General features: G+C 38.8%; 18 protein-coding genes. 15 read left to right on the forward strand and 3 right to left on the reverse strand.

Annotated elements, in window-relative coordinates; all coding sequences use genetic code 11:
- Positions 1–108: 108 nt before the first annotated feature.
- From JMW85_RS01330 to JMW85_RS01370, 9 genes are all read left to right on the forward strand, one after another.
- On the forward strand, positions 109–558 hold the full coding sequence (locus tag JMW85_RS01330; protein WP_201580710.1) for a hypothetical protein: 450 nt from the start codon (positions 109–111) through the stop codon (positions 556–558).
- 14 nt (positions 559–572) lie between these two features.
- Positions 573–1,472 (forward strand): glycosyltransferase, encoded by a 900-nt coding sequence (locus JMW85_RS01335; protein WP_201580711.1) that lies wholly within the window; start codon positions 573–575, stop codon positions 1,470–1,472.
- Positions 1,473–1,883: 411 nt separating this feature from the next.
- Positions 1,884–2,747, forward strand: coding sequence for a Gfo/Idh/MocA family oxidoreductase (locus JMW85_RS01340; RefSeq protein WP_201580712.1), 864 nt, complete (start codon positions 1,884–1,886; stop codon positions 2,745–2,747).
- 38 nt (positions 2,748–2,785) lie between these two features.
- A complete protein-coding gene (locus JMW85_RS01345; RefSeq protein WP_201580713.1) occupies positions 2,786–3,667 on the forward strand; it encodes an IS982 family transposase in 882 nt (293 codons plus the stop codon).
- Positions 3,668–3,805: 138 nt separating this feature from the next.
- The gene (locus JMW85_RS01350) at positions 3,806–4,003 is read left to right on the forward strand and encodes a DapH/DapD/GlmU-related protein (RefSeq protein ID WP_201580714.1); all 198 of its coding nucleotides are present in this window, start codon (positions 3,806–3,808) and stop codon (positions 4,001–4,003) included.
- Positions 3,990–4,367 (forward strand): hypothetical protein, encoded by a 378-nt coding sequence (locus JMW85_RS01355; RefSeq protein ID WP_227681631.1) that lies wholly within the window; start codon positions 3,990–3,992, stop codon positions 4,365–4,367. The genes JMW85_RS01350 and JMW85_RS01355 overlap by 14 nt, the downstream gene beginning before the upstream one ends.
- Positions 4,357–4,716, forward strand: coding sequence for a DegT/DnrJ/EryC1/StrS family aminotransferase (locus tag JMW85_RS14360; protein ID WP_201580715.1), 360 nt, complete (start codon positions 4,357–4,359; stop codon positions 4,714–4,716). The genes JMW85_RS01355 and JMW85_RS14360 overlap by 11 nt, the downstream gene beginning before the upstream one ends.
- Positions 4,686–5,477: a DegT/DnrJ/EryC1/StrS family aminotransferase gene (locus JMW85_RS01365; protein ID WP_201580716.1), complete on the forward strand. Its 792-nt coding sequence runs from the start codon at positions 4,686–4,688 to the stop codon at positions 5,475–5,477. Before JMW85_RS14360 ends, JMW85_RS01365 begins: the two co-directional genes overlap by 31 nt.
- A gap of 122 nt (positions 5,478–5,599) precedes the next feature.
- Complete coding sequence (locus JMW85_RS01370; RefSeq protein ID WP_201580717.1) at positions 5,600–6,826, forward strand: hypothetical protein; 1,227 nt, start codon at positions 5,600–5,602, stop codon at positions 6,824–6,826.
- 138 nt (positions 6,827–6,964) lie between these two features.
- Here JMW85_RS01370 and JMW85_RS01375 read toward each other — a convergent pair whose 3' ends face one another.
- Together JMW85_RS01375 and JMW85_RS01380 are read right to left on the reverse strand one after the other, a co-directional pair.
- Positions 6,965–8,224, reverse strand: a complete 1,260-nt coding sequence (locus tag JMW85_RS01375) for a nucleotide sugar dehydrogenase (protein WP_201580718.1) — start codon at positions 8,222–8,224, stop codon at positions 6,965–6,967.
- A 48-nt stretch (positions 8,225–8,272) separates the two neighbouring features.
- A complete protein-coding gene (locus tag JMW85_RS01380) occupies positions 8,273–9,256 on the reverse strand; it encodes a capsular polysaccharide export protein, LipB/KpsS family (protein WP_201580719.1) in 984 nt (327 codons plus the stop codon).
- A gap of 161 nt (positions 9,257–9,417) precedes the next feature.
- Here JMW85_RS01380 and galE point away from each other — a divergent pair, with 161 nt between their 5' ends.
- The 4 genes from galE to JMW85_RS01400 are packed head-to-tail and all read left to right on the forward strand — an operon-like array spanning position 9,418 to position 14,520.
- Positions 9,418–10,449, forward strand: coding sequence for a UDP-glucose 4-epimerase GalE (galE, locus tag JMW85_RS01385; protein WP_201580720.1), 1,032 nt, complete (start codon positions 9,418–9,420; stop codon positions 10,447–10,449).
- 53 nt (positions 10,450–10,502) lie between these two features.
- On the forward strand, positions 10,503–11,387 hold the full coding sequence (locus tag JMW85_RS01390; RefSeq protein ID WP_201580721.1) for a UTP--glucose-1-phosphate uridylyltransferase: 885 nt from the start codon (positions 10,503–10,505) through the stop codon (positions 11,385–11,387).
- A 3-nt stretch (positions 11,388–11,390) separates the two neighbouring features.
- The gene (pgi, locus tag JMW85_RS01395; protein ID WP_201580722.1) at positions 11,391–13,058 is read left to right on the forward strand and encodes a glucose-6-phosphate isomerase; all 1,668 of its coding nucleotides are present in this window, start codon (positions 11,391–11,393) and stop codon (positions 13,056–13,058) included.
- Positions 13,059–13,098: 40 nt separating this feature from the next.
- The gene (locus JMW85_RS01400) at positions 13,099–14,520 is read left to right on the forward strand and encodes a UDP-glucose/GDP-mannose dehydrogenase family protein (protein ID WP_201580723.1); all 1,422 of its coding nucleotides are present in this window, start codon (positions 13,099–13,101) and stop codon (positions 14,518–14,520) included.
- 101 nt (positions 14,521–14,621) lie between these two features.
- Here the strand turns inward: JMW85_RS01400 and JMW85_RS01405 are convergent, their stop codons facing one another.
- Positions 14,622–16,121, reverse strand: coding sequence for a phosphomannomutase CpsG (locus JMW85_RS01405; RefSeq protein WP_227681632.1), 1,500 nt, complete (start codon positions 16,119–16,121; stop codon positions 14,622–14,624).
- Between the two features lie 131 nt (positions 16,122–16,252).
- Here JMW85_RS01405 and mazG point away from each other — a divergent pair, with 131 nt between their 5' ends.
- Both mazG and JMW85_RS01415 read left to right on the forward strand, forming a co-directional pair.
- A complete protein-coding gene (gene mazG / locus JMW85_RS01410) occupies positions 16,253–17,134 on the forward strand; it encodes a nucleoside triphosphate pyrophosphohydrolase (RefSeq protein ID WP_201580724.1) in 882 nt (293 codons plus the stop codon).
- Between the two features lie 71 nt (positions 17,135–17,205).
- Positions 17,206–17,505 (forward strand): ComEA family DNA-binding protein, encoded by a 300-nt coding sequence (locus tag JMW85_RS01415; RefSeq protein WP_227676043.1) that lies wholly within the window; start codon positions 17,206–17,208, stop codon positions 17,503–17,505.
- Positions 17,506–17,528 lie beyond the last annotated feature (23 nt).

The following is a 17,528-nucleotide window of genomic DNA, read 5'->3' on the forward strand; positions in this document are numbered from 1 at the left end:
TAGAAAAACTATATGTTTTGACTACTCAGATGTTAATGATATAGTAGACAAAAATTTATGTAAAGAAGCTTTAAGTTTCTTAGCGACTAAATTTAAAAAATAGAAGCTATGAAAAAAAATATATGTTTAGATCAGTACTTTCATAAAAAGATTGGGGTGTTGAATACTTCTGAATTTAAATATATTGCAATAAATAGTCGAAATAGTTTGAAGAATTTTAACTTTAACTTAGAGTCACATAAACCTATACAAAGTTTCTTTTTAGATTCTGAATTTAGCTTTTACGACTACATTTTTGCTTTAGAAAAATCAGACTTTTGTTTAGCAAATTATAATATAAGTCCAGATTCTATAATATATCAAATAAGTAATTATCTAAACAAACCTATACTAACAACTGATTTCAAAGATTCTAATATTAATAACTTGGATTTCAATTTTTCCGATTTTGTATCTGGGAAATTAAAAATGCGCGATGAACATATCAATCGAATTTTAAATGAAAATTTAGTTGATAGAGGCTTATTGCAAAGCAGTTTGATTGAATTACTTAGCTAATTAGAGTAAAAACTATGTCAGTAGTAAAAAATAAAGATATCAAAGTTAGTATAATTACCTATGTTTATGTAGATGGTAATAATAGCCGATTACAATTATTTAGAGAAAATCTTGATTCTGTAAGTAGGCAAAAGTATAGCTCCTATGAGCACGTAATCGTTGACGATGGTTCAAAAATTGATATTAAGTCTTTAATAGATCTTTATCCAAATACAGTGTACGTTAGAAAAAATCAATCGGGCATAACAGCATCATCACACACTTTTAATACTGCTATTAAAAATACACAAGGTAGTTATATTGCAATCTTATCTTCTGATGATTTGCATTTAGATAATTCTATTGAAGTGATGGCAAAAGCTTTAGATGAAAATCCAAACTGGGTAGGAGTTTGCGGCGCTGCAATTTATTCAGTCAATAATGAAAGACAAATTATATTTGTTCCTAGTTATGAAGCAACTGTTGAAAACTTTGCACAATACGGTTGTTTTATAAATGGTTGCGCAGTAATGTTCAGAAAATCTATTTTCAAAGAAATTGGTATGCCACCTCATTTTGCTTCTTCAGCCGCCGATTTTGATTTATGGATTCGTCTAGCCCACTTGGGTAAAATAGGGTACATTAGTAATATAGTCGTCGATTATAGAGATCATTCAGACTCTACTAGAAAAAAGACAGTTATGCCTAGGCAGCTTAGGCCTAAAGAGTATGAGAGTGGCTACTATAAATATGATAAGTCAACTAGAATAATTTTTGTTATAAGTTCTGCTATTAAAAGGTTGAAAAAATCAAATCTTCTATTAATCCGGCAATTCAAACTGAAAATAGGGTTGAAGTTGCAGGTAATACATATTATTTGCCACATAATGAATTTGAAAAATTACTACCGTTCTTACATAAAGCTAGGAATTTAGAGTTTAAAAAAGATTATTTAAAAAATGATAAATGTTGAATATAAAAAGTCTTAAATATTATAGACGGAGTAGGGGAAGTAACGTTTGACTCTATTAATCCGGTTTCTGTTGTCTTGTCTCATTTCTTAGAACCTACTACTAAACAAAATTTAAATATCCAAGAAGATTATAAAGTTATATTTTACACAGAATTCTTCAACTGGGGATATTTAGATGTATTGAATGCTGAAAATGAAGAAATTTCGTATCTAGGTCTCGAAGGTATGGTGAATAAACCAGATCAACTCAGCTATATAGATGGTTTATCTGATAGTGATATTATCTGAATTACTTAACATAAAGTACTGCTATAATAATTTTTTATCTGTATGTTTAATATAAAATACTTCAATGACTAAAATGAGAAATTTAATGAAAAGATTTGCTTTAATTGGAGCAGCAGGTTATATAGCACCACGTCACATGAAGGCTATTAAAGAATTAGGCGGCACTTTAGTTGCGGCTTATGATAAATCCGATTCTGTAGGCGTTATTGATAGCATTTCACCTGATTCGGAATTTTTTACTGAGTTTGAACGTTTTTCTCATTATATATATCAGTTGCAAAGAAATGGGGCTACAAAAGTTGACTATATATCTATATGCTCTCCCAATTATCTACACTTATCGCATATAACTCTTGCATTAAGAATGGGATGTGACGTCATATGTGAGAAGCCCTTAGTTTTAAGTAAAGCAGATCTTGAAGAAATACAGTTGGTAGAGCAAGAAACAGGAAAACGTCTTTATAACATTCTTCAGTTACGTTTACACGATGCTGTTATTTCTTTGAAGTCTCAAATTGATCAAGAGTTGCTGGAAAATCCTGATAAGCAGTATGATTGCGAGATACAGTACATTACGTCTCGTGGTAAATGGTACCAAGAGAGCTGGAAAGGTGACATAAATAAATCGGGCGGTATAGCGACAAATATAGGTGTGCATTTCTTTGATCTTCTACATCACCTATTTGGTGAGCCAATTATTAATGAGAATGATTTTCAAGGTTCGCACTCTTCAAAAGGTATGTTGAAATTTAAAAATGCGAATGTAAACTGGTTTCTATCGGTCAATTCAGATGATTTGCCTGAAGAAGTTAAAGGTAAGCAGCCAACTTTCCGTGCAATAAAAATTGGTGATGAGTTAGTAGAGTTCTCCAAAGGTTTCACTGATTTACATACAATAACCCCACTCTCAACTTCGAAAGTGATTGAAAAAAGAAGAGCACCTCACTAATCTATTGTTTTCGACCAAGAATACAATGGAGTCATGAGATGCCCATAGACGAATTTATCATCAATATCTATTTAATGGTAGAGCAATATTACAAAATAGTCGTCACCAAACCCTTGCGAAGTGCAGGTTACGCACCAAAGTTGAGTGATCCTGAGATCATTTGCATGGAGATGGTCGGTGAATTTTTACACCTAGATCAAGACAAACAAATTTGGCAATACTTTACCCAGCATTGGCAAGACTGGTTTCCAGCCATCGGCTCATACCCTAACTTCGCAAAGCACTGCGCCAATCTGTGGCAAGTCAAACAGCAGATACAAGATAAAGTCAGTGAACTCGAGGGCCGTGACAACATCCATTTTATGGATGGTTTTCCGATACCCGTCTGTCATTATGGACGCGCTTATCGGCATAAAAACTATCAAGACTTAGCGGCTTTTAGCTACTGTGCGGCTAAGCAAGAGAGGTACTATGGCTTTGAAGGACATTTGCTTGTTAACTTATCGGGCATGATTAAAGGCTTTACCTTTGCTCCTGCCAATGTTGATGAAAGAGCCGTTGCCCCAGAAATCACCACTCATATTCATGGGCTACTTGGCGCTGATAAAGGGTATATCAGCCCTAGTCTGACATCGTACTACGACGCTCAAGGCGTGGATTTACAAACGCCACTCAGAGCTAACATGAAAGAGGATAGGCCCAAACCTGTGGTAAGACGGCTGATGAAAGCCCGCCGTATCGTTGAAACAGTCATTGGTCAGCTATCAGAACGATTTAATATACAAAGGGTACGAGCAAGAGATTTATGGCATTTGTCTCATCGATTGATTCGTAAGATTCTTTCACACAATCTGTGCTTTGTACTCAACAAAAAACTTGGTAATCCGCCTCTTCAGTTTGATTTGCTTATTTCAAGTTGAGAGTGGGGTATACAATAAGTTATAAAGAAATACTTGAAGGAAGAGGTTTTGGTGCACAAGAAGCCGTTTGTTGTATTGAAATGACAGAATCAATTAGAAATCAGTCAATGGTTTCTTAAATAAGCTATAGGCATACTTATGAGCAATACAATTCATCCCTCTGCTGTTATTAATGAAAACGTTATCTTAGGTGATAATGTATATATAGGCCCAAACTGTACTATCGGTTTCCCCGCTGAGTACAAAGAAGGGTTCGGTAAAAGTGTAGGTTATACTGTTAAGGTTGAAGATAATGTTGTTCTTACTGGTAATGTTACTATAGATGCAGGCTCGTAGAGATACTGTAATTGGGGAGGGCAGCTTTTTAATGAAAGCTGCTTATATAGCTCATGACGTAGTAATTGGCAAACGGTCTATAATCTCTGCGCATACTTGCTTAGGTGGGCACGTAGAAGTCGGAGACTTCGTTAATATAGGGATGGGTGCCATTGTACACCCTCGGCAGCGGATTGGTTCTCATGCCATGATTGGTATGGGAACGGTAGTAACGAAGAAGGCCAGAATCTTACCAGGCCGTATTTATGCAGGGAACCCATCTAAAGAAATAGGTATAAATAAGATAGGTTTAGAGCGAAATGAAATTAATGATTTAAAGCTTAGACAGCTAATTGATGACTTCGAGAGTAATAATGGAAATTAACTTTATAGATTTAGAGCGCCAACAGCAAAAAATTGAAAAAGGGGTCAATGAAGCTATATCTCGGGTATTGAGAGCTGGTCAATATATTATGGGTCAAGAATGCTTGGATTTAGAGCAGCAATTATCTGAATATACAGGGAAATACTGTCTCTTATGTGCCAATGGCACGGATGCTATTCGTTTAGCTTTGATAGCGCTTAAAATTAAGAAAGGTGATTTAGTACTTACCACGGACTTCACATTTTTTGCAACTTCTGAGGTTATTGCAGAATTGGGTGCTATTCCTATATTTGTAGATATTGATGATACATACAATATTTGCCCTCTAGATTTAGAGAAAAAATATTAACATTAAAGAATAGTAATAAAAATTTAGCTGGTATTCTGAGTGTTGATCTTTTTGGACTTCCTGCCAATCATAATGAAATTGATCGTTTGGCGAAAGAGCATGGATTATGGCATGTTGAAGATGCCGCTCAAGGTTTCGGAGGTAAGATAGATAATAATAGGGCGTGCAGTTTTGGAGACATAAGTACTACTAGCTTCTTCCCGGCGAAACCTTTAGGTTGTTACGGTGATGGAGGCGCTATATTTACCGATAATATAGATGTGGCAGAGCATATCAAGTCATTGCGAGTACATGGCAAAGGATCACACAAATACGAAAATGTTAATATTGGGTATAATAGTAGACTTGATACTATCCAAGCTGCCATTTTGCTCGAAAAGCTCAAGATATTTGATAAAGAAGTAGTTAAGAAGAATGAAATAGCAGCCATGTATACTTCTGCTTTAGAAGATGTTAAAGGAGTTATAGTGCCCAAGATTCCACCAGGCTATACTAGTAGTTGGGCGCAATACACTTTGAGAGTAGATAAAAGAGAAGAATTAATGACTTACCTTAAGAGTCAGGGTATTCCAACTACAGTATATTATCCTAAAACAATGAGTCAGACTAAAGCTCTCGCCTCATTCTTGAAGTATCAAATTGGTGAATTGAAAAATTCTACAAATTTTGCTAGTTCAGTACTCAGTCTTCCGATGCACGCTTATTTAACAGACGAAGAAGTTGGCTATATCTATAGTAAGATATCAAATTTTTATAATTGATAATGACCAAACGGTAGACAGTTTCCCTGAAAAGAAATTCGTAATGGATATTTTTTCTCGAGCTTTCTGTGCTAATTTTTACTATTCCATAGATTTCTAGAAGTGCTGTAGGTTGTATATTAATGCTGATTGAAAAAATAAATCTTCATGAGATTGCTCATCTCACTACAGAAAGGCCTGAAGCTCCTATAGTTGAAGATTTTTTTAACTATTTTTCCAATTTTAATTTAGAGCGTGTATTAATTGTCACAGATGAAGATGTAAGAACTGATATACGGGTTTTGAATCAACTAACAGCCCTACAACGAACAACTAAAAACATAACTATTTTAAAAGTAAAGCCAGATAATAATTATACAGATAGTCAAAAAAAGGATATGTTGAAAGCGTTACATTTGAAAACCTTGAAAAATATTATATATTTACCATGGTTTTTTATATTAGTTGTTATACATCATCCATTCTTAGCGTTTAGAAATAAAGCAAAGCAGGGAATATATAACGATCATAGTTATTCTCTAACGCAGAAAATTGATACTAGTTATACTTGTGTGATTTGCAATAATTTAATATCGACAAGTAGTGTTGACTCCCATAGTGAAGTTGATTATATATACGATATCCATGAACTTGAGGTCTTTAGAAATCGAAACAAAGCTTCGATTCAGAGGTCTTTCTATATCTATCTTAAAGAGATGGAAGAGCTGCGTAAGCGGGAAAATATCATTACGATAAGTAAGTATATTGCTGACACTCTTTCTACTATGTATAATTTAAGAAGATCAAAAATAAAAGTTATTTATAATAAGAATTTTTTTAATACAAATATTTCCTTTGATTCCGAAAGTAAGAAAGATAAATATTTATTGATATACATAGGTAATGTATCAATAGACCGTGGATTAGACGATATTGCCAGACTGTCTTATAAATACGACATATTAATAATTGCATGTAATTACAATGAAGAAGCCATATCATATTTAGAGAACAATAGTAATCTCTACCGTCTTACGATTTTTAAAGGGATGGATTATCAATCTATATTGCTAAAAAAAATTAGGAAATATCAATATCCCTTCTTTTTAATTTTGATAAATCCCAACCATCCTAGCTATAGATATGCATTACCTAATAAATTTTTCCAAGCTCAAGCTGTCGAATGCCCTATTATAGTATATGATAAAACTTATTTAGGGAGCATTGTAAAAAAATATGGATGTGGTTTAATTTTTTCTGATATAACTCACATAGATTTTTTAAATAGTATAAGTAATATAGAATATGTGGCTATGCAACAAGCTATGAAAGTGAAAATAGCTGAAGCTATAGAAGATAAGAATCTATAGTCTAGATTTGACCTTTTACTATAGTAAGTTTGCATTTTGTGAGAAACGAGAAAGATACTGAACTTTAAAAACCATAACATTAATAAGAAAGTAAGGATAGTTTTAACTATCTTACTTTCCTACAGAGATATAACGTACTTATAAACGCCAGTCTGGATTTACTAATGCACCTTTAACATCGATAACTACTTTAGGCTTAGTGCAAAATCCATCTATTCTGTCATCTTCACCAACAAAATCTGAATGGTTAACAGCTACAATAACAGCGTCAAAACTATTCTCTTGAATATCTTCATAGTCGATATAATCAACATCTAGGCTATTCCAGTCTTCTTCAGTAACCCAAGGATCGGAATAAGTCATTCTTACCCCATATTTCTCAAGTTCAATACCAATATCTGTTACTTTGGTATTTCTGACATCTGGACAGTTTTCTTTAAAGGTAACACCTAAAAGTAAAATACGGGCATCTTTGATATTTTTCCCATATGAGATAAGCTTTTTGATGGTTTGTTCGGCAACGAATTTACTCATAGAGTTGTTGATTGCGCGAGAAGTCAAAATTAAATTGGGATTTAATCCTAAAGATGATGCTTTGTGTGCCAAGTAATAAGGATCTACGCCAATACAATGCCCACCTACTAAACCAGGCATAAGCTTGATAAAGTTCCATTTAGTAGCAGCAGCTTCTATGACTTCATGAGTGTCGATACCAACTTCGTTGAAAATAAGGGCCAATTCGTTTATCAAAGCAATATTGACATCACGCTGAGTGTTTTCAATAACTTTAGATGCTTCTGCGACTTTTATAGAGGAAGCCTTGAATGTGCCAGCAGTAATCACTGAGCTATATAATTCATCCACTATGTCTGTGTAGTAAGGGTTTGAACCTGAAGTGACTTTTAAGATGTTCTCTACTGTGCGCAGTTTATCGCCTGGATTAATACGTTCTGGAGAATAGCCTACGCCGAAATCGTCATTCAATATCAAACCAGATTTCTCTAGTTCAGGAATACAAACTTCTTCTGTAGCACCTGGATATACTGTTGATTCATAGATAACGATATCATCTCGCTTAATAATTTTACTTAACATCTGAGAAGCTTTAACCAATGGGGACAAATCTGGTAAGTTATTATCATCAATTGGTGTTGGTACGGTAATGATAAATACGTTTGCTGCGGTTAGGTCATTAGTGTCAGAAGTAAAAGTAAGACGAGAAGTGTTTTTGAGATATTCGCTAGTCACTTCTCTAGTTTTATCAATATTATTAGATAACTCGTTAATACGTGTTTCATTTATATCAAAGCCTATAACGTCATATTTTTTTGCAAACGCACAAGCTAGTGGTAGACCTACGTAACCTAACCCTATAATGGCGATTTTTTTGGAATTCATCGAATGACCTTTTTGTATGAATTAATTAGATAAGAGTGTTTGGCTACTTTAGTGATAATTAAGATTGTAGGCATAATAGCAGATATAAAATAGCTGAGAAAGTAACGGTGTGTTTGATTTTATATCATCAGAGCATAAGCCGTAATAAAAAGGTCGCCCTAATACGGTGACCTTTTTGCCTCTTAACAACGCCTCAAATCCACCCAAAGACGTAATCGTATATACGTGATCGACTGTCTCTAACGCGTCGACCAAATGAATAGACTGGTTAAGGATTAGGCAATCTAGCTCAGTGAGTTCATCAACGATAGAGTGATCATCAAGCGTCATTGGATGTGGTTTGACTATAATTTGTGCATCAGGATTTTCTGCAATTGCCTGATTGACCACATCAAGCAATGTAATACCAATGCCGCCGCCGTACTTTAATGAATCATCATGCGGCACTTGACCTAATACCAAAATACGCTTTTTATCTTTAACGCCATATATTGGTGCTATATCGACATAAGGCTGATGATTGTATTTGCTCACGCGATGTGACACATAATAATCAAGTATCTCTTGAGCCAATGTCTTATCATAGCCATCCTGTTCAAAATCAAAGTTTGCTATGAGGTCAGTTAAGTCATTTGGGCGAGTGGTATCGAAGTAGGGCGCTTGGCTATCCATTACAATAGACAATGGTGGAGCGCCTGATTCATCATCAGAGCCAGAACGAATGAATCCGTCTTCTAAAAAGAAAATATCTAGACCTTGCTTGCGGATATAATCAATAAAATACTCAGGCGCTTTATAACCCCAAATATAGATAACAGGGTTTACACGCTTAATAAATGGCTTTAACCACGTAGCAAAGTAACGCTTATCAAAATGTCGTTGTATTTGAACATGTGATGACTCCAATACCCAGTCACCAACCAAGTCTTGCCATGGCAGCATACCAACGACTAACGCCAAACGCTGTTTTGGCTGACGATTATGTTTATAATAACCGAATAGTAGCGGTTGGATGTAAGCGTTAAATTTCATAATATGTTGGCTGGCTTAGATTGATAGCGGAAGAGCAGATAGGCATGATTTGGGCATTTACGTTGGCAATGTTTTATCGTTCCCAGTATAGTTGCATTTACGAGTAAAAACGAATATCTACTTCGAAAAATAATAGCTTTAAAAAATAATAGGTCGATATTATGAAAAACAAGATACTAGTCACGGGCGGTGCGGGCTATATTGGCACACATACCTGTATCGCCTTGCATGAAGCTGGCTATGAGATTGTAGTTTACGACAACTTATCTAATAGTAGTCGTGAAGCCATCAATCGTGTCTCGGCTCTCATTGGTCAGCCTATTGAGTTTATCAAAGGCGATATTCGCGATGCTGAAATGTTGAGACAAGTATTTTCATCTCATCATTTCTTCGGCGTGATTCACTTCGCTGGACTAAAAGCAGTTGGTGAATCTGTTGCCAAGCCATTGCTATACTACAATAACAACGTCAGCGGCACCATTACCTTACTACAAGTGATGGCTGAGTATGATGTCAAAAACCTCGTTTTTTCTTCCTCTGCGACTGTTTATGGTGATCCCGAAACGCTACCTATTGACGAGAATTCACTGCGTTCTTGTACCAATCCTTATGGACAAAGTAAACTGACGGTCGAGCACATATTAGAAGACCTTGCCGTATCCGATGACAGTTGGAATCTCATCCCTTTGAGATACTTTAATCCAGTAGGGGCGCATCCATCAGGGCAGATTGGCGAAGACCCTAATGATATTCCAAATAATTTGATGCCTTATATCTCGCAAGTCGCTGTTGGTAAGCTTGCCAAACTTAATATTTTTGGTAATGACTATCCAACTATTGATGGTACTGGCGTGCGTGATTTTATCCATGTCACAGATCTGGCGCAAGGTCACGTTGCTGCGTTAAATTATTTAGAGCGACAAGTGGCACCAGTAGGATTTTTACCCATTAACTTAGGCACTGGTAAAGGTACTTCTGTCTTAGAGCTAGTAACGGCATTTTCTAACGTTTCTGGACAACCAATTCCTTATCAATTTGCAGACCGCCGCGCAGGTGACATAGCCAGCTGCTACGCGAGTGCTGATAAAGCGAAAAACCTGTTAGAGTGGCAAGCAAAATTATCAATTACTGAGATGTGCCAAGATAGCTGGCGCTGGCAAAGCATGAATCCGAATGGCTATAATCTAGCTTAGTTTTTATAAAATATAACCTTTATCTTATTCTCTTTTAATACAGTTTAAAAATTATGAAAAAAATCACCCACGCCGTTATCCCTGTTGCAGGCTTTGGTACCCGTATGTTGCCATTGTCTAAATCTGTGCCAAAAGAGCTATTGCCACTTGGTAATCGTCCCGCTATTCACTATGTGGTTGAAGAGGCAATTGCTGCTGGTATTAAGCATATTGTCTTGGTTGGTCATGTACAAAAGAGCGCGATTGAAAACTACTTCGATATCAATGCTGAGCTGGACAACCAGCTGCGTCATAAAGGTAAAGATGAGCTAGCCGATAGCTTAAACTGGCTGCCAGACGATGTGACGGTTTCGATGATACGTCAAGGCAAGGCGTTAGGTTTAGGTCATGCGGTACTCGCGGCTCGCCCCATTATTGGTGAGCATGATTTTGCCGTATTATTGCCCGATGTTGTGCTTGATCCTTTTACGGGCGATATGGCTGCTGATAACTTAGCCTTTATGATTGATGCTTTTGCTGAAGATAACCATTCACAGATATTGGTTAATAAAGTCGCTGATGAAGATGTGCATAAGTATGGTATTGCCAAATTGAATGAAGCGTTTAGTGAAGTGAATAGGGAAGATGATAAAGCAAATATAAATGCCAGCTTTAAAGTGGCAGGATTTGTAGAAAAGCCCAACTTAGCCGATGCTCCTTCTAAGTTAGCAGTCGTTGGTCGTTATGTCTTTAGCAATCACATTTTTGACTATCTGGCCAATACCAAAGCCTCGGTCGGTGGTGAAATTCAGCTGACCGATGCCATTGATGCCTTGATTAGTGAATACGGTGTGAATGTCACGACCATGCGCGGCGACAGCTATGATGCAGGCGATATGCGCTCATATATGCAAGCATTTATCTATTTTGCCGAGCAGCAATTAGCAGAAGATGAATAGCTGATGGCTGAGATAAAAGGCAATAGCGCTTATAACAGTGCTCGTAACTCTACATACTGGCAGCAGCTACAAACGCTAGCAAAGCAGCCATGGTCATTGGCAGCCTTGTTTGCGCAAGATGACAGTCGTGCAACGCGCTTTAGCATGCAAGCTGGCGCGCTATATATGGACTATAGCAAGCAATGTATCGATGAGCAGGTGCTGGCAAATCTGTTGCAGCTAGCAGAAAGCTGTGAATTGTCCACAAGGATTGATGCACTTCTGCAAGGTGCGATGGTCAATACCAGCGAGGAGCGTGCTGCCTTGCATACAGCACTACGATTGCCAGAGTCTGCCAAACTAGACGTTGATGGGCAAAACGTCGTCGCTGATGTGCATGATAGTCTGTCGCAAGTAGCACGTTTATCTGAACGTGTCCGTAGTGGTACATGGCGCGGATTTTCTGGTAAAGCCATCACGGATGTGGTCAATATTGGCGTTGGTGGCTCTGACCTTGGGCCGCTTATGGCGACGACCGCGCTAGATGAGTGGGCAGATACCGACATTGAAGTACATTTCGTCTCTAATATGGACGGCACTCAGCTTGATAACTTGCTCAAGCACCTAAATCCTGAAACGACCTTGTTTATCATCTCGTCCAAGTCATTTGGCACGGTTGACACGTTATCTAATGCTAAAACGGCATTGTCATGGTTGCTTGCCACCGCCAAGCTGCGCGCTGGTACGGAAGATAGTGTGCTACGCCGCCACTTTATTGGTATCTCCGCTAACAGTGAAAAAATGAGTGCGTGGGGTATTCATCCTGAGCATCAGCTACAGCTTTGGGAATGGGTTGGTGGGCGTTTTTCTTTATGGTCAGCGATAGGATTGGCGATTGCCATTCGTATTGGCATGGTTGGGTTTAAAGAATTGTTAAGCGGTGCCCATAGTATGGATGAGCATTTTGCTCAGGCTGATTTTGCAGAAAATTTACCAGTATTGTTGGGTTTGCTTGCTGTTTGGAACAGTACCTTTTTACAGGTAAATGCTCATACCGTATTGCCCTATGATGGTCGTCTTAGCTATTTACCAAGCTATTTAACCCAGCTTGAGATGGAGAGTAATGGTAAGTCGGTCACCCAACACGGTGATCATATTGATTATGATACTTGCCCAATTTTATGGGGCGAGATTGGCTCCAATGCGCAGCATGCCTTTTATCAGTTGCTACATCAAGGCACACAGCAGGTGTCTTGTGACTTTATCGCTTGTGTGCGTCGCTATAGTGGTCAATCGCAAAACGCGCCACTACAGCAGCAGCATGAGCTGTCTTTAGCCAATTGTCTAGCACAGAGCCGAGTGCTGGCTTTTGGTAATGCCGCGCTTCAAGAGTCTGAGGTTCAAGTGGCTTCTGCTGCGGATAAGTATAAATATTACCGTGGCAATCAGCCGTCAACCACGCTACTTATCGACGAGCTAACGCCGCACAGTTTGGGAGCACTGATTGCGCTTTATGAGCATAAAGTCTATGTCATGGCCAGCATTTGGGATATTAATCCGTTTGATCAATGGGGCGTCGAGATGGGCAAGCAAATGGCGGAGTCCGTACATCAAGCCATGCAGCAAGCAGGTGAGAGTCAGTTTGACAGCTCCACTAACCAGCTGTTAAAACATATTCAGCAGCTATCTTGATTGCTTTGCTACTAAGTCGATAATCATTAAAGGTGAACGCATGAGCGCTGTTTCTATAAATGACAATACACCTAAATATACGCATGAATCTAAATCACAAAGCACTGCAAGCAAGCAAGTTTGTGTGCTTATTGGTCATAGCATTGAGGCCATTACTAGCGCCGTGGTGCTGGCAAGTCTAGGTCAGCGCGTGCATCTTTATGCAGATATTGAGCTATTGACGCAGCAAATACAACAATATGGCTTTGAGCATCATTTGCAAGCACTGTGGCAGATGTATGAGCAGCAGCAGGTTATAATTAGTACAGCATTACCGGCTAGCGCTGACACGTTAATACAATATTATGAAACGACAAATTTTAGTGACAGTCGTCACACCAATGAGAGCAATAAGATTAGTAAAATTGACGACCAAAGCACCGTTGCGCTTTATTGGTTATTTTTAGACAGTATCAAGCCAGTATGGGCAGAAGCCAGCTGGATTACCGCTTTCAACCATAGCCATCAGCACTCGCTACCCGTGATTATAAGTGGCATTGAGAAACTAGGGGTTGTCTCAGCACTGGCGCAAAATTTGCAGCGCGCGTGGGTCTACTATGTGCCGTTTGTATTCTTGCAAGATGGTGATGCTTATAGCTCAATGTTAAATCCCTCACTGTGGTTGCTTGGTGAAAAAACAGCCAACAGTAGCCAGCATCTAGTAGTATTGAAGCCGTTAATGCAGCATGCGCGTGCCGCTCATCACGCTGATATCGCAACGATAGAGTTTGCCCGTAGCAGTATCATGGCGATGCTGGCGACGCGAGTGAGTTTTATGAATGAGATGTCACGCTTGGCGGACAGTCAACAGGTAGATATCAAGCAAGTCAGTCGTATCATGGGGCTAGATGCGCGTGTCGGCAGCAGTTATCTGCAAGCAGGCTGGGGCTTTGGTGGTAACACACTACCCACTGAATTGGCGAAATTACAGCAGTCCAGCCAAACGCACAGTTTAAATATGCCGCTGTTGCAGTCAGTCATGCACATTAACGAAGATCAAAAAGAGCTGATATTCCGCAAATTTTGGCAATATTTTGATGGCTTTATTGACAATAAAACGGTGATGATTTGGGGCGGTAGTTATAAATCAGGCTCAGGACGTACCGCAGGCTCAGCCATACATCCATTACTAGCGTTATTATGGTCTTATAATATTCGTACTTTGGTGTATAGCGACAAAGCACAAGATGAGATTGCCATGCTTTATCAGCAGCAATCATTACTGCAATTGATTAATAATCCTTATCAGCAGCTAAGTGCCGCACAGGCGATTTTTATCATTAGTTGGTTGCCACAAGATCAACTAGATATTGCCAAGCTTAATCAACACGCGATGCCAGTATTTGATGCGCAAAATGCACTGACACGATTGCAGATCGATAGTCTGGTAGGTGACTATATGGGCATTGGTCGGTCTAAATAGCGTTATTCAAGTTTTTCTGTTGCTAAAAAAGCTCGTTGATAATTATCAGCGAGCTTTTTTTTGATTTTTAATCGAAATCACCCATATTAAATCGTATTCGTTTACGCTGGTATAGCACCTTGCGCTGCTAGCCACTGTTGAATCTCTCGAATTTTAATAGCTAATAATTCTTCATTGCCACGACTTTCAATGTTTAATCTGATAAGTGGTTCGGTATTGGAGGCTCGCAGATTAAAGCGCCATTCGCCAAAGTTAAGACTTAAGCCATCAAGAGTTGATTTGGTCGGATTTTCGCTGCTAAATTTTTCCTCAATAGCGCTAATAATCGTCGGCGCATCATGAGTGGTGAGACGAAAATTAAGCTCGCCTGAACTTGGATAGGCTGCAATATAACCGCTGACCAATTCTGATAAAGTCTTACCAGTGACAGACAACAGCTCAATGGTTAATAACCAAGGGATCATGCCGCTATCGCAATAGAAGAAGTCACGGAAATAGTGGTGGGCAGACATCTCGCCGCCATAAACAGCGCCAGAGTCACGCATGACTTGCTTAATAAATGAATGTCCAGATTTACTGATGACAGCCTTACCGTTATGTTCTTTAATCACGGCTTCAGTATTGTAAATGACACGTGGATCGTAGACGATTGACTCATTCTGCCCTTGGTGTTGATGCTTATTCAAAAATGCTTGGGCGAGCATGCCAACGATGTAACTGCCATCAATAAATTCACCATGTTCATCGAATAAAAAGCAGCGGTCAAAATCACCATCAAAGGCAATACCAAGGTCTGCTTTGTTTTCCAAAACAGCTTGCTGAGTCGCCACTCGATTGGCTTCAATCATAGGGTTGGGGATGCCATTGGGGAAGCTACCATCTGGTGTATGATGCAGTTTAATCACTTCAATTGGCGAACCAGCTTGTGCAAGCTTTTCAATCAATAAGTCAACTACGGGTCCCGCACTGCCATTGCCTGAGTTAATCACTAATTTAAGCGATTTGAGCTTATCGGTATCAATAAAAGTCATGACATGATTGATATAAGCGCTTTTATCACTTAATAATTGCAACGTTCCTGATCGGTTTTTAGTGATGAATTGCCCAGACTCTGCCAATGCTTGAATCTCTGCCAAACCATCATCGCCACTGATCGGCTTTGAATGTTCCTTAACCAATTTTAAGCCATTATAGTTAATAGGATTATGGCTGGCTGTGACCTCAATACCACCCAATGCCTGATAATAACTGGTGGCAAAATAGACCTCTTCTGTACCGCTCATGCCCAAGTCAATCACATTGACACCAGCATCTACAATACCAGCGATGGTCGCTTGTTTTAATTGCTCGCTTGAATGGCGAATGTCACTACCAATAACGATGGCAGGTTTTAGATTTACCATATCATTGTCATGAACCTCAACCGCCGTACCATAACGCTGAAATAAAATCTGTGCAAAAGCACGACCAATACGGTAAGCAATGGCTTCGTTTAGATTTACCCCAAGCTCGCCGCGAATATCATAAGCTTTAAATGAATCAATAAGAATGGGATTAAATGCAGTTTCTGGCTGATAACGAATGGTCGCAGACGTAGACATAATGATAAAATTCCTTGCGCGTGTGCAGTGGTAAAATAATAAAATAGATAGCACAATTATAAGCCAATCAAGGTTCAATGATACACTAACTGCTAAATTGAACGATAAGCAAAAATATAAGAGCCTCCCTTATGAATACTCTCGACAATAAAATAGTAGCGCCTACGCCAGCACAAGGAACGCCAACTGCTAGTGGTGAATTAGACGATTTATTGGCTTTGATGGCACGGCTACGTGTTGACTGTCCGTGGGATAAAAAGCAAACCAATCACAGCCTTATTCCTTATGCCATCGAAGAAGCTTATGAGCTAGGCGAAGCGGTACAAAGTAATGACGATGAGGATATCAAAGGCGAGCTAGGCGATGTACTGCTGCAAGTGGTGTTTCATTGTCAGATGTATGCGGAGCAAGGTCGCTTTAATATGAGCGATGTTATAGCTACTTTACAAGAAAAGCTCATTCGTCGTCACCCGCATGTATTTGAGGCTGAAACCCTTGAAGATGACACGGCGGTAAAAGCTCGTTGGGATGAGATTAAAACGGAAGAGCAGCAAGCGCGCGAGGCACGAGGCAAACCAAAACGTCGTTTAGACAATACCAAAGTGGGCAGTGCGCTTATGCAAGCGCAAGATGTACAAAAACAGGCGTCAAAGTTAGGGTTTGACTGGGAAGGCGTTGGCGGTGCTTTTGATAAGCTAGATGAAGAGATTGCCGAGTTAAAGGCTGAATTGATAGATAAATCAAAAGATGCTGCTGAATATGACATAAGCAAAGCCAATATTAGCGATATTGAAAAAGAGCTGGGTGATTGTATGTTTGCGCTGGTGAATGTGGCGCGTAAACTCAATCTTGATGCAGAAGCAGCCACTTTAACGTGTGTGCATAAATTCAAATCACGTTTTGGTTATATTGAAGAACAGTTAGCTGCGGCTGGCAAGCGTTTAGAGGATAGTGATATTAACGAGATGGATGCGTTATGGGAAGCGGCGAAACAACATGAACGATCGTCATGAACGCTTATCATACGGCCTCGTTTGTTAGCTTGGTCAATATGGCTGTTTTCAGTCTAATATTGGCGGTTTTTATGTTGAACAGTGTTCAAGCTGCGCCTTGTTTTGATAATCCTCAAAGGGCTTATGAATATCTATTGGCGCAAGAAAGTGCCAAAATACAAGTACGTGACCAAGCCACTGTAAATATCAATCGTGCTAGTGAAGGCGAGCTAGTTTCGCTAGATGGTATCGGCAGCAGCAAAGCCCAAGCGATTATTTTATATCGTGAGATGTTTGGTGATTTTAAGACAGTGGATGAGTTAGCAAAGGTCAAAGGTATTGGTGCAAAAACGGTTGAGAAAAATCGAGGACGTTTACGCGTACAAGATTAAGGGCAGTATTTTGCTTTAATTAA

This window comes from Psychrobacter glacincola, assembly GCF_904846075.1.
Classification (GTDB): Bacteria; Pseudomonadota; Gammaproteobacteria; order Pseudomonadales; family Moraxellaceae; genus Psychrobacter; species Psychrobacter glacincola_C.

Coding starts and splice junctions, on each gene's coding strand:
- JMW85_RS01330 (WP_201580710.1), top strand. CDS start 109: ATGAAAAAAAATATATGTTTAGATCAGTACTTTCATAAAAAGATTGGG.
- JMW85_RS01335 (WP_201580711.1), top strand. CDS start 573: ATGTCAGTAGTAAAAAATAAAGATATCAAAGTTAGTATAATTACCTAT.
- JMW85_RS01340 (WP_201580712.1), top strand. CDS start 1,884: ATGAAAAGATTTGCTTTAATTGGAGCAGCAGGTTATATAGCACCACGT.
- JMW85_RS01345 (WP_201580713.1), top strand. CDS start 2,786: ATGCCCATAGACGAATTTATCATCAATATCTATTTAATGGTAGAGCAA.
- JMW85_RS01350 (WP_201580714.1), top strand. CDS start 3,806: ATGAGCAATACAATTCATCCCTCTGCTGTTATTAATGAAAACGTTATC.
- JMW85_RS01355 (WP_227681631.1), top strand. CDS start 3,990: ATGCAGGCTCGTAGAGATACTGTAATTGGGGAGGGCAGCTTTTTAATG.
- JMW85_RS14360 (WP_201580715.1), top strand. CDS start 4,357: ATGGAAATTAACTTTATAGATTTAGAGCGCCAACAGCAAAAAATTGAA.
- JMW85_RS01370 (WP_201580717.1), top strand. CDS start 5,600: ATGCTGATTGAAAAAATAAATCTTCATGAGATTGCTCATCTCACTACA.
- JMW85_RS01375 (WP_201580718.1), bottom strand. CDS start 8,224: ATGAATTCCAAAAAAATCGCCATTATAGGGTTAGGTTACGTAGGTCTA.
- JMW85_RS01380 (WP_201580719.1), bottom strand. CDS start 9,256: ATGAAATTTAACGCTTACATCCAACCGCTACTATTCGGTTATTATAAA.
- galE (WP_201580720.1), top strand. CDS start 9,418: ATGAAAAACAAGATACTAGTCACGGGCGGTGCGGGCTATATTGGCACA.
- JMW85_RS01390 (WP_201580721.1), top strand. CDS start 10,503: ATGAAAAAAATCACCCACGCCGTTATCCCTGTTGCAGGCTTTGGTACC.
- pgi (WP_201580722.1), top strand. CDS start 11,391: ATGGCTGAGATAAAAGGCAATAGCGCTTATAACAGTGCTCGTAACTCT.
- JMW85_RS01400 (WP_201580723.1), top strand. CDS start 13,099: ATGAGCGCTGTTTCTATAAATGACAATACACCTAAATATACGCATGAA.
- JMW85_RS01405 (WP_227681632.1), bottom strand. CDS start 16,121: ATGTCTACGTCTGCGACCATTCGTTATCAGCCAGAAACTGCATTTAAT.
- mazG (WP_201580724.1), top strand. CDS start 16,253: ATGAATACTCTCGACAATAAAATAGTAGCGCCTACGCCAGCACAAGGA.
- JMW85_RS01415 (WP_227676043.1), top strand. CDS start 17,206: ATGTTGAACAGTGTTCAAGCTGCGCCTTGTTTTGATAATCCTCAAAGG.